The organism is Pandoraea apista, from assembly GCF_001465595.2.
GTDB lineage: Bacteria > Pseudomonadota > Gammaproteobacteria > Burkholderiales > Burkholderiaceae > Pandoraea > Pandoraea apista.
Window position 1 is genome coordinate 5,073,850 of the sequence record NZ_CP013481.2, and the last position, 12,336, is coordinate 5,086,185.

Consider the following 12,336-nt stretch of genomic DNA (forward strand, 5'->3'; position numbering starts at 1 on the left):
TCCCACCTCCGGCCCCGAGCGGCAGCGCCCAGTGCGACGCCCGCCACCGGCCAGCCGGACGAACGACGCACGCCCCCGTGCCGACGTCGTTCGTCGCGGCCAACCAAGGAGTCAATGATGGACGCCTCCACGCGCCCCCCCGCCGGTCCCGGCGATCTTGCCGCGCGCAGTCTGCGACAGGTCTGGCACCCCTGCACGCAGATGAAGCAACAGGCAAAGCTGCCCCTCGTCGCGCTGTCTCACGGCGAAGGCCCCTGGCTCGTCGACACCGACGGCGAGCGCTATCTCGACGCCATCAGTTCGTGGTGGGTCAATCTCTTCGGCCATGCGAATCCGCGCATCAACGCGGCGCTCGTCGATCAACTCGGCCGCCTGGAGCACGCCATGCTCGCGGGCTTCACGCACGAGCCGGTCGTGGCGTTGGCCGAACGTCTGTCGGCATTGACCGGCGGCGTGCTGGGCCATGCCTTCTTCGCCTCCGACGGGGCATCCGCCGTCGAGATCGCGCTCAAGATGAGTTTCCACGCGTGGCGCAATCTGGGCCACAGCGACAAGCGCGAATTCGTCTGTGTCCGCAACGGTTATCACGGTGAAACGCTCGGCGCCCTCGCGGTCACCGACGTCGCCCTGTTCCGCGACGCCTACGATCCGCTGCTGCGCCATGCCCATGTGGTGACCTCGCCCGATGCGCGCCTCGCACGAGACGGCGAAACACCGTTCGACGCGGCACGCCGTGCCGCCGCCGATCTTGAGGCATTGCTCGCGCAACGCGAGGGCCGCGTCGCCGCCGTCATCGTCGAGCCCCTGGTGCAATGCGCGGCGGGAATGGCGATGCACGACCCCGAGTACCTGCGTCTCGTGCGCGCGTTGTGCGACACATATGGCGCCCACCTGATCGCCGACGAAATCGCTGTCGGATGCGGACGCACCGGCACGTTCTTCGCGAGCGAACAGGCGGGTATCTGGCCCGACCTGCTCACGCTGTCCAAAGGCATCAGCGGCGGCTACCTGCCGCTCTCGCTAGTGCTCTCGCGCGATGCGATTTACGACGCGTTCTACGACGACGACACCGCGCGTGGCTTCCTGCACTCGCACTCGTACACCGGTAATCCACTCGCGTGCCGCGCCGCGCTCGCCACGCTCGACATCTTTGCCGACGACGACGTGCTCGCGCGCAACGCTGCGCGCGCCGCACAACTCACGCGCGCGCTTGCCCCGCTGGCAGACGACCCGCGCACCCGGCACTTCCGGCATCGCGGCATGATCTGGGCCTTCGACGCCGCATTGCCGGATACCCCCGGCGCGGCAGGGGCCTTCGCGAAGCGCTTCTCCACCGAAGCCCGCGCACGCGGTGTGCTGCTGCGCCCTATTGGCGCCACGGTCTATCTGATGCCACCGTACGTGCTGGACGACGGCACCATCGACTGGCTCGCGGCGCAAACGCTCGCGGCGTTCGACGCCACGATGACGCAGGGGATGGAGGTGCCGGCATGACGTCCCACCCCTTGCTCGCCCGTCTCGACGCCGGACTCGCGGAAATCGACCGCGCACACCTGCGCCGCCGCCACCGCGTGGTCTCCACGCCGTGCCAGCCGCACGTGTGCGCCGACGGCCGCGACGTTCTCGCGTTCGCCAGCAACGACTATCTCGGTCTGGCCGCGCATCCGAAGGTTGTCGAAGCGCTCATCGAAGGTGCCCGCCGCTATGGCGCGGGCAGTGGTGCGTCGCACCTCATCAGCGGTCACTCGCAGGCCCACGCCGAACTCGAAGACTTGCTCACCGGGTTCATGTCGCCGCATCTCGTCGACGCTCGCGCGCTGTACTTCTGCACCGGCTACATGGCGAATCTGGCGACAATCTCGGCGCTGGCCGGCAAAGATGCCGAGATCTTCTCCGAAGCGCTCAACCACGCTTCGCTGATCGACGGCGCGCGTCTCTCGCGTGCCCGCACGCATGTCTATCCGCACGGCGATGTCGACGCCCTCGCGGCACTGCTCGCCGCCAGCCACGCCGAGACAAAGCTGATCGTCACCGACGGCGTGTTCTCGATGGATGGCGACATCGCGCCATTGCCGCAATTGCTCGCGCTGGCCGAACAGCACAACGCGTGGCTCGTGGTGGACGACGCGCATGGCTTCGGCGTCGTCGGTGAAAACGGCCGCGGCGTGTTCGAGCATTTCAATCTGCGCTCGCCCAACCTGGTCATCATCGGCACGCTCGGCAAAGCGGCGGGCGTCGGTGGTGCGTTCGTCGCGGCGAATCATCGCGTCATCGACTGGCTCATCAATCGCGCACGGCCGTATATCTTCACCACGGCGGCCGCCCCCTCGCAAGCGCACGCGCTACTCACGAGTATTGCGCTGATCGCAGGCGACGAGGGACGCGCACGCCGCGCGGCGTTGCAAGCACGTATCGCTCAACTGCGCGACTCGCTCACGCTGCAACACTGGCAGCACATGGTCTCGCCGACGGCCGTGCAACCGATCATTCTTGGCGAGAACGCTGCGGCACTGCACGCGCAGGCAGGCCTCGCGCAAGCCGGGTTGTGGGTTCCCGCCATCCGCCCGCCGACCGTGGCGCCGGGCACATCGCGCCTGCGCGTAACGCTTAGCGCCGCACACACGGCAGACGACGTGGCACGGCTCGCCACCGCCATCAACCAACTCGATCGAGACTGGATGGAGCACGCGCATGGCTGATCAAAACCTTATCGCCGCTTTCAATGCCCCGGCCGCGCGGCCGATGCCTGCCCGCCACGCGTTTTTCGTGACCGGCACCGACACCGAAATCGGCAAGACGCTGATCTCGTCCGCACTGCTGCACACGGCGGCGCGTCGCGGGCTGGTGTGCGCGGGTCTCAAGTCGGTGGCAGCGGGGGCATCGGAGCACAACGGACGCTTCATCAACGAAGACGTCGAGCAACTGCATCAGGCCAGCAATCTGAAACTGCCTGACGACTGGTACTGCCCGTACGTTCTCAAAGACGCCACCGCACCGCACATTGCCGCTGCGGCTGAAGGCATCGCGCTCGATTGCAGTGTGATCCGGGCAGGCTATGCGCGTGTGGCTGCGCGTGCCGACCTTGTGATCGTGGAAGGCGTTGGCGGGTTTCGCGTGCCGCTCGGCCCCGACGCCAGCGCCCCGGACACCGCCGACCTCGCGCGTCAGCTCGGCCTGCCAGTGATCCTCGTGGTCGGTCTGCGGCTGGGTTGCATCAGCCACGCGCTGCTCACCGCCGAGGCCATCGCCTCGCGCGGACTCACGCTCGCGGGCTGGGTCGCCAATCACGTCGATCCGGACATGCGCCACGTCGAGGCCAACATCGATGCCATCGCTACGCGACTGTCCGCCCCCTTGCTCGGACGCGTGCCCCATCTGCCACACCCCGACGCGGCAACGGCATCCGGTTATCTCGACATTGGCCCGCTGGTCGATACCCCACTGCCGAGTGCGGTAGAGGCGTCTATGAAGACGCGCCCGCACACGGCGCCCTGAGCGCCCGACGCTCTCCCACCGCGACATCAACGCCGCGACAGAATTCAAGGAATCACACCATGCAAGTTCACGCCCACACCGCCGCTCACGGACACGACGAAGCACTGCGCCGCAATGACAAGCCCTGGACCGTTGCCGAGATCGAGGCCCTTTTTGCGTTGCCGTTCAACGACCTGATCTTCCGCGCGCAGCAGGTGCACCGCGACCACTTCGACGCCAACGCCGTCCAGCTCTCGACGCTGCTCTCGATCAAGACCGGCGGCTGTCCGGAAGACTGCTCCTATTGCCCGCAATCGGCGCGCTACGACACAGGCGTGGAAGCCGAGAAGCTCATGCCGGTGGAGGAAGTCGTTGCCGCCGCGCAGCGCGCCAAGGACGCCGGCGCCACTCGCTTCTGCATGGGGGCCGCATGGCGCAGCCCGAAGCCGCATCAGGTCGACGCGGTGGGCGAGATGGTGCGCAGCGTGAAGGCGCTGGGTCTGGAGACATGCGTTACGCTCGGCATGCTGCGCGACGGTCAGGCTGAACAACTGCGCGAGGCCGGCCTCGATTACTACAATCACAACCTCGATACGTCGCCTGAGTTCTATGGTCAGATCATCACCACACGCACGTATCAGGATCGCCTCGACACGCTCGCTCGTGTGCGCGACGCGGGCCTGAAGGTTTGCTGCGGCGGCATCGTCGGCCTGGGCGAGACACGTCGTGAGCGCGCCGGCCTGATCGCGCAACTGGCCAACATGTCGCCGTATCCCGAGTCAGTGCCCATCAACAACCTGATGAAGGTCGAAGGCACACCGCTCGAACACAACGAGAGTGTTGACCCGTTCGATTTCGTACGCATGATCGCCGTGGCTCGCATCACCATGCCGCGCGCCATGGTGCGCCTGTCGGCCGGGCGCGAGATGATGGACGACGCGCTGCAATCGCTGTGCTTCCTTGCCGGCGCCAACTCGATGTTCTACGGCGAGAAGTTGCTCGTGACGCAAAATCCGCAGGCCGAGCACGACCGCGCGCTGCTCGCACGCCTTGGCATGCGCACGTCGACCGAGGAGAAGCTCGGTGCCGAAAGCGCTGGCGAGTGCGACGGTCTCGCCGCCTGCGCCACGCACTGAGCGCGTTCGGCCATTCAGTCATTCGACCATGCGTTGTGTCGCACGGCTGGCGTTGAAGGATGTGTTGACAGGTTAACCGCCGCGACGGCTGCGAGATCGCAAGAGACGATCCGCCGTCGCGGCGAAGTTGGATAGCAACGAGAATGGCGCAAGTGCAGCGGCCTTCCGTCACAAGCGGAGGTGCGATGCGTGAGCGCCGCCCCAATCGATCATTTTCCGGAGGCAATATGTTCGACAAGATCCTCATCGCCAACCGCGGCGAAATCGCCTGTCGCGTCGCGGCAACGGCGGCACGACTGGGCATTCGCACGGTGGCCGTCTATTCCGATGCCGACGCGCAAGCCAAGCACGTTGCCGTGTGCGACGAAGCGGTACACGTTGGCGGGGCCGCCGCGCGCGACAGCTACCTGCGTATCGACGCCATCATCAACGCCGCCAAGGCCACCGGCGCACAGGCCATCCACCCCGGCTACGGCTTCCTGTCCGAGAACGAGGCCTTCGCCGCCGCATGTCACGAGGCCGGCATCGTCTTCATCGGGCCGCCGGTCGGCGCCATTCACGCCATGGGCAGCAAGAGCGCTGCCAAGACACTCATGGAAGAGGCTGCGGTGCCGCTGGTGCCCGGCTATCACGGCGAGAATCAGGACGCCGCCTTCCTGCACGCGCGCGCCGACGAGATCGGCTACCCCGTGTTGCTCAAGGCCAGTGCAGGCGGCGGCGGCAAGGGCATGCGCGTGGTGGAACGCAGCGAGGATTTCCGCGCCGCGCTGGCGTCGTGCCAACGCGAAGCCGCGAGCAGCTTCGGCGACGAACGCGTGCTCGTGGAGAAATATCTGACGCGTCCGCGTCACATCGAGATTCAGGTGTTCGCCGATACGCACGGCAACTGCGTCTATCTGTTCGAGCGCGACTGCTCGGTGCAACGCCGTCACCAGAAGGTGCTGGAAGAAGCGCCCGCGCCGGGTATGACCGACGAGCGCCGTCGCTCGATGGGCGAAGCCGCCTGCAACGCCGCGCGTGCCGTGGGCTATGTGGGCGCCGGCACGGTCGAGTTCATCGCCAATCAGGACGGCTCGTTCTACTTCATGGAGATGAACACGCGCTTGCAAGTCGAGCACCCGGTCACGGAAATGATCACCGGCCTCGATCTGGTGGAATGGCAATTGCGCGTGGCCGCTGGCGAAGTGCTGCCGCGCAGGCAAGACGAATTGCGTATTCACGGCCATGCGCTCGAAGCGCGTATCTATGCCGAGAATCCGGACAACAACTTCTTGCCGTCGACGGGTACGCTGTCCACGCTGCGTCCGCCCGCCGCGGTGCAGTTCGAGATCGGAGGCGCCGGCTCACCGGCCGCCGTGCGTATCGACCCCGGTGTACGCGAAGGCGACACCATCTCGCCGTTCTACGATCCGATGATCGCCAAGCTGATCGTGTGGGGGCGGGACCGCAATGAAGCGCTCGCCCGCATGCGTCGCGCGCTAGGTCAGTATCGCGTGGTCGGCGTGCAGACCAACATCGCGTTCCTCGGGCGTCTGGTGGCCAGCGAGCCGTTTGCCGGGGCCGATCTCGACACGGGTCTGATCGAGCGCCATCGCGACACGCTGTTCCCGGCCGCCGCCCCGGTGCCTGCCACTACGCTAGCGCTGGCCGTCGCCGCACAGCTCAGCCGCGAGACCGTGACCGGACGCCGCAAGTATCTGGACAGCGTCGACCATCACTCCCCGTGGCAACTTGCGACCGGTTGGCGTCTCAACGCCGATTACCGGCGCACGTTGTCGTTCGATCATGGCGAAACGCGTCTCGACGTCGTACTCACGAGCGGGCCGCAGGCCAGCACACTCACCGTCGATGGGCAAACGTATCCGTATCGCTACACCCACGACGGCGGGATGTACCGCGTGACGCTCGGCGAGCGTCGTGTTCAGGGTCATGTCGACTTCGAGCATCAAAACGCGCATGTCTTTGCCGATGGCCTGTCGTGGACGCTGCGCTGGCATGATCCGCTGGCACAAGCCGGGGCCCACGAAGGGGGCGAAGGCCGGTTGACGGCACCGATGCCGGGCAAGGTCATCGCCGTGCTTGCGCAGCCCGGCGCGAAGGTCGAAAAGGGCGCACCGCTACTCGTGATGGAGGCGATGAAGATGGAGCACACCATCAGTGCCCCAGCGGACGGCGAGATCGAAGAAGTGCTGTACGCCGTTGGCGATCAAGTCCCCGAAGGCGCGCAGTTGCTGGCGTTCAAACGGTAAAGGGTGCGTGGCGGGCAGTCCGTGGCTGACATCCACTGACTGCCCGCGTATCCCCCAGCCGGTCATCGATCAACGCGAGACCGGCTGAGCGTGTGCGTCTTGAGGTCACCTCAATGCTTGTCGCGGACGGGCTCGAAATGCACCACGGCAAGCTTGTTGCCATCGAGATCGCGGAAATACGCGACGTACATGCGCGGATGGTAATCCGGACGCGGCCCGGGAGCACCTTCGCATTGGCCGCCTTGTGCCATCGCCGCCGAATACGCAGCGTCGACCTGCTGTTTCGACGCCGCATGCAACGCGATCATGGTGCCGTTGCCATGCGTGGCGGGCGCGCCGTCAAAGGGCAATGTGACGGCCAATACCACTTCCTCACTGGCTGCGCCCTTGCGTCCGTAGAAGGTTTCGTTCGAGAACGGCGTCGGATGCAAATCAAGAGGGGCCAGCACGCGGTTGTAGAAAACCGTCGCATTTTCCAGATTGTTGGTGCCGAGCGTTGCATAGCGAATCATGGCGATTCCTCCAAAGGGATAGGCGAACCGCGAGTCTATAGCACAAGAACCGCCCGTCGAAGGCACGCGCCCAAACCATGGGGACGCTGCGTTGGCATGATCCGCGGCGCAGGCCGACGGATGGCACCGATGCCGGCATCACGCCGGATCGTGCCCGGCCGCGCCCAAAATCGTCTGACGCCGGAACTGCTCCGGCGTCAGCCCCGACTCTCGCGTGAACATCTCGATGAAGGCGGAGGGCGTGGCATAGCCCAGATCGAACGCAATCGATTTGACGGTACGCCCGGCTTCCAACCCCTCGATAGCGCGCAGAAAACGCATGCGTTGTCGCCACTGTCCCAGCGTCATCCCCAACTCCGTGCGGCAATGACGGGCGAGCGTGCGCTGCGTCATGGAGACCGTCTCGGCCCACGCTTCGAGCGTGCGGTTATCTGCGGGCTCACGCTGCAACGCTTCCAGTACGCGGCGCAAAGACAGCGACCTCGCCTGCGGCAAGAATCGCGGTTCTGCCGGCGCAAGTGCCAACTGATCGATCAGCACGTGCGCCAGACGCCGGTCAGCCTCAGTGCCCGGACACGCCACGCCCCGCTCGGCGAAATCGGACAGGATGGCCCGCAGCAGGCCGCTGATGCGCAACGTCGCAGCACTCGACGGAAGCGCGTCGGCAAGGGAAGCATCGATATACACCGACCGGTAAACCACGGCGTTCGCATTGAAGCTCGCGTGTTCGGCTTTGGGCGGAATCCACACGGCGTACTGCGGCGGAGAGAGGAACCGGACGCCTTCAATCTCCAACTGCATGACACCGTTCGCAACGTAATTGAGCATGCCCCAGTCGTGACGATGCGGCACCCACGCCGTCTGCGCATCGAACTCGTCATACCGGAAGTACACCGGATACGGCAGCGTCTTGAAACTCGGCCAGTTGTTGCGAAGGGTCATGGCGATGGCGGGAACGGGCGCCCGGCGGCAAGGGGGTCTCGCGCATCTTACCTGTGCCGTCCCCTGCGCGGGGGCAAGGCGTTTTCCGTCCGGGCAGGCCGCCGGGTCTCATCTGCGTCAACTCGCATTCGGTGTCATGCTTTCGAACAACGCGGACGGCAACGGTATGCGGCGCGTCAGGCGGGCAGCGCTCGCTCCTATGGCGCTTATCCCTTTCGCCCCTCAGCCCCCGCGCGGCCCCTACCTCCCTGGCATCAGGAGCTCATATGAATATCGGATTTCTTGGACTCGGCACCATGGGCGCGCCCATGGCGCGCAACCTGCTCAAGGCGGGATTCGCACTGCGCGTCTGGAATCGCTCGCGCGGCCCGGTCGACGCACTGGCGACCCTCGGCGCCACCCCCGGCGCCACGCCGGCCGACGCCGCTCGCGGCGCGGAGGCTCTCATCGCGATCCTGTCCGACGACGACACCTCGCGCACCGTGCTGTGCGAAGGTGCCGACGGTGGCGCACTCGGCGCTCTGCCGCGCGGCGCCGTCGTCGTGAACATGGCCACCGTCTCGCTTGCCTTCGCGCGAGAGATGGCGGCACGGTGCGAGTCGCTCGGCCTGCGTTACGTTGCCGCCCCGGTGCTGGGGCGCGTCAATGTGGCGGAGGCGGGCAAGCTCAACATTCTGGCGGCGGGCGACGCGAGCGCCATCGATACCGTTCAACCGCTCTTCGACGTACTCGGCCAGCGCACATGGCGCTTCGGCGACTTGCCCGAGCAGGCCAACGTTGTGAAGCTCGCCGCGAATTTCATGATTGCCAGCGCCATCGAATCGATGAGCGAAGCCGCCACGCTGGCGCAAGGTCACGGTGTAGCCGGTGCCGACTTCCTCGAGATGATCACCACTGCGGTGTTCGCTACGCCCGCCTATACGGGCTACGGCGGCGCCATCGCGAAAGAGACCTTCGAGCCGGCCGGATTCAAGCTCTCGCTCGGCGCGAAAGATTTGCGTCTGGCGCTACTCGCGGGCGAGGCCGCGAACGTGCCGATGCCGTTCGGCACCGTGTTGCGCGACAACCATCTCGACAGCCTCGCGCACGGCGAGGGCCATCTCGACTGGGCTGCACTCTCGCGTGTCGCGCTGCGGCGCGCGGGCCTGCCAAAGACCCAAACCTGAGGCGCGTAGCGTGGATACCTTCGCGCTACCGCTTACTGCGTTATTCATTGTCAAAAATTGAGGAGGTTTCCTAGAAACTTCGGTAGCGGCCAGCAGACGCGGCCGCTGCCACGGGGATTTTCACGCATTCGGAATTTTCATAAGGAATCCGAATAGGTGTTCGGAAATATTCTCGGTGTCGATCTCAACCATGCGCAGCAAGGCGCTCGACACCATGACTCAATACCCACACACACCCTCCGGTCTGCGCGCGCTCGCGCTGGCCGCCACCCTGACGCTACTGGCGCTGCCCGCCAGCGTCAGCGCACAGAGTAATGTCACGCTCTACGGCGCGATCGATTCAGGCTTCGTACACGCCAATCACGTCGCCACGGAAAGGGGCCCGCAATCGCGCTCAATGATCACGAGCAACATTCTTTCCGGCAGCCGTTGGGGCCTGCGCGGCACGGAACCGCTTGGGCAAGGGCTTTCCGCGCTGTTCCAATTGGAGAGCGGATTCAACGCGGTCAATGGCGAGTTGGGGAACGGCGGCCGCGCGTTCGGTCGCAAGGCCATCGTCGGTCTGAAGAGCACTCAATGGGGTGAAGTCACCATCGGCCGCCAGTACGACCCGGTGGTCAACCTCGTGCAAGGCACGACTGCCGACGGCTACTTCGGCGGCTTCTTCGCCACGCCGGGCGACGTCGACAATTACGATAACGGCGCGCGCGTCAACAACTCGATTCGCTATGCCACACCGAACTTCGGCGGTCTGCAATTCGAGGGCATGTATGCGACCGGCAACGTGGCGGGCAAGGAAGGCGCCGGGCGCACCTATGGCTTCGCGGGGGCTTACAGCAATGGTCCGGTCTCGGTCGGCGCAGGCTTCTTCTTCGCCGATGGCGGCAGCCGCGAAATGAGCGACTTCAGGCATGCCGATTTTGGCTATCGCGACTGGACCAGCAGCGCAGGCTCGCTGTTCAATTCGCCGATTAACAAAGGCTTCCGTACGGCAAGCAAAGTGCGTATTGCGCGCATGGGTGGCAAGTACGCGGTCGGCCCGGCAATTCTGGGCGTGTCCTTCTCGACTGCGCAGTATGCGAGCGACGGACTTTCAAATTTCACCGTCACGGCGAAATTCGACACGGTGAACACCTTCGCCACCTACGCCCTGACGCCGGTAATCAACACGGGTATCGGCTACAGCTACACACGCCTGCGCGGTGGGCGCGATGTCGGCGCCCACTACAACCAATTCAACGCCGGTGTGACGTACGCGCTCTCAAAGCGCACCTCGACGTACGTGATCGGTGGCTACCAACAGGCTGTGGGCAAGACGCTGGATCGCGGCCGCGTGGTGGCAGCCAACGCTTCGGTCGGTTCGTACGGTCTGGACGCAGGTGCGCAAACGCAGTTGCTGGTCGGCATGGGTCTGAAGCACACCTTCTGATCCACTTGGCCATCGGTCCGAACGCGTGGAAGCATGCGGGTTTGGACCGATTATTCCAATGAATGAATCACTTGGAATTCAAACGGCAGTTTGGATAAATTCAACTCATTCGTCTAAAAAAATACACTATTTACAATTTTAAGGGTTTACCCTATTGGGGAATCTATTTAGAATTCGTCTTCATTGAAGTTCGATGCAGTCGCAACCGGCGGTAACCACGCATTTTGGATTTCCCTTTGAGTTCGACGCGCTCCGGTTTTTCGAACGCTGAAGTCATCAGGGAGAAGTGCTGTGGTCTTCGTCAGTTGGTTGGTGTTTGCAGTCGTTGCCGTGACGGTCTCGGCAGCGCGAGTGATGCAGTTGCACCGTCGCGCGGAACGCGCGGCCGCTGCGACCTACATTGAGCGGGTATTGCGATTTCGCCGTAGCCATCGCAATACGCCCTGCCCACGCATTCAGTTCAAGGACGCCGCGTAATCAGCGTCGTCCGGCAGTAGCAGTAGCAGTAGCAGTAGCAGTAGCAGTAGCAGTAGCAGTAGCAGTGGAAATTCTGGCAGTCCAGGTAGTTCCGCATTATCCGCAGTAGCAGTTCAGCAACTCGCAGTATCGGAAGTTTCAGGTCTGCATCGCTGTACACGCACCACCCGCAGTCCTGCAGTACAGAAGGTCTCGCATCACAGCATTACCCGTTGCCGAAGGTTGGCAACCGCAGTTTTCGCAGTGAATTCAAGCAATACCCGCAGTTGCAGTTCGCAGTACTCATGCTGTATTCCGGCGCAAGTGTCATGGCCGGATGGAGAGTCATCCCTCCCTGCTGTTACGAGGCATCGCTCTCACGCGTCAGAGCCGTACCGCCGCCTGCGTTCAAGGCGGCGGATTGCGCGCCCACAGCCTCGTATTGCCCACGCGTTGTAATAGACAACCCGACCCGCCCCCGATCACGCATCGCAGGCATCGTCGGAACGGATATCGCCACCACGATGGCATTTCTCCGTTCGTTTGACGTGTTTGCCTTGTCTGCCGCATTCACCTCGCGGCCGATGGCACGTAGTCGGATCCCGCTCGCCTGCGTTATCGCGTGGGCGCATGGCGTGCGCGCTGTCCGCGCGACGTGCCCAGTATTTTGAAGACGAGAAAATTGAAAAACATGAACACCGACCTAGAGCGCATCACCCTCACGATCACCCTGCACCCGAACGATTTGAAACAACTCGATAAGGCGTGCCAGCGCGTGGGGATGAAACGCGAAGAGTTCTGCGTGCTGTCCACGCACCTGGAAGGCGCTCGCGTGCTCAACGGCGAAGGGCTCGCAACGCTGGCACGTCCGTTCGGTTTCGCCGCCGCACTGCCCGCAGCGCTGCGCAACGCGTTGAGCCGCCTCTGCGTGCGCTGATCGGCGCGAGGTGCCGATAACACCGGCGCCATCGA

The 12,336-nt window shown here is 64.5% G+C and carries 9 protein-coding genes and 1 pseudogene; 8 read left to right on the plus strand and 2 right to left on the minus strand.

Annotated elements, in window-relative coordinates; genetic code table 11:
* The first annotated feature begins 117 nt into the window (after positions 1-117).
* The 5 genes and pseudogenes from bioA to AT395_RS22975 all read left to right on the plus strand — a co-directional run bounded on the left by bioA (position 118) and on the right by AT395_RS22975 (position 6,859).
* Positions 118-1,494, plus strand: coding sequence for an adenosylmethionine--8-amino-7-oxononanoate transaminase (bioA, locus tag AT395_RS22955; RefSeq protein WP_048628564.1), 1,377 nt, complete (start codon positions 118-120; stop codon positions 1,492-1,494).
* On the plus strand, positions 1,491-2,699 hold the full coding sequence (gene bioF, locus AT395_RS22960; RefSeq protein WP_042114139.1) for an 8-amino-7-oxononanoate synthase: 1,209 nt from the start codon (positions 1,491-1,493) through the stop codon (positions 2,697-2,699). The genes bioA and bioF overlap by 4 nt, the downstream gene beginning before the upstream one ends.
* Positions 2,692-3,495 (plus strand): dethiobiotin synthase, encoded by an 804-nt coding sequence (gene bioD / locus AT395_RS22965; protein WP_231606101.1) that lies wholly within the window; start codon positions 2,692-2,694, stop codon positions 3,493-3,495. Before bioF ends, bioD begins: the two co-directional genes overlap by 8 nt.
* Positions 3,496-3,629: 134 nt before the next feature.
* Positions 3,630-4,610 (plus strand): annotated as a pseudogene (bioB, locus tag AT395_RS22970) (biotin synthase BioB); the annotation flags it as partial.
* Between the two features lie 227 nt (positions 4,611-4,837).
* Positions 4,838-6,859 carry an acetyl/propionyl/methylcrotonyl-CoA carboxylase subunit alpha gene (locus AT395_RS22975; RefSeq protein ID WP_048628563.1) on the plus strand — a complete coding sequence of 674 codons (2,022 nt, stop codon included), beginning with the start codon at positions 4,838-4,840 and terminating at the stop codon, positions 6,857-6,859.
* A 110-nt stretch (positions 6,860-6,969) separates the two neighbouring features.
* On the opposite strand, the gene AT395_RS22980 is transcribed toward AT395_RS22975, so the two are convergent.
* Positions 6,970-7,371, minus strand: a complete 402-nt coding sequence (locus AT395_RS22980; RefSeq protein ID WP_042114133.1) for a VOC family protein — start codon at positions 7,369-7,371, stop codon at positions 6,970-6,972.
* A gap of 138 nt (positions 7,372-7,509) precedes the next feature.
* Positions 7,510-8,313: an AraC family transcriptional regulator gene (locus AT395_RS22985; protein ID WP_042114130.1), complete on the minus strand. Its 804-nt coding sequence runs from the start codon at positions 8,311-8,313 to the stop codon at positions 7,510-7,512.
* 266 nt (positions 8,314-8,579) lie between these two features.
* Between AT395_RS22985 and AT395_RS22990 the strand changes: the two genes are divergently transcribed.
* The 3 genes from AT395_RS22990 (at position 8,580) to AT395_RS23005 (ending at position 12,301) form a co-directional block, all read left to right on the plus strand.
* Positions 8,580-9,479, plus strand: a complete 900-nt coding sequence (locus tag AT395_RS22990) for an NAD(P)-dependent oxidoreductase (protein ID WP_048628562.1) — start codon at positions 8,580-8,582, stop codon at positions 9,477-9,479.
* A gap of 214 nt (positions 9,480-9,693) precedes the next feature.
* On the plus strand, positions 9,694-10,908 hold the full coding sequence (locus tag AT395_RS22995) for a porin (RefSeq protein WP_048628761.1): 1,215 nt from the start codon (positions 9,694-9,696) through the stop codon (positions 10,906-10,908).
* A gap of 1,147 nt (positions 10,909-12,055) precedes the next feature.
* On the plus strand, positions 12,056-12,301 hold the full coding sequence (locus AT395_RS23005) for a hypothetical protein (RefSeq protein WP_048628560.1): 246 nt from the start codon (positions 12,056-12,058) through the stop codon (positions 12,299-12,301).
* The last annotated feature ends 35 nt before the right edge of the window (positions 12,302-12,336 follow it).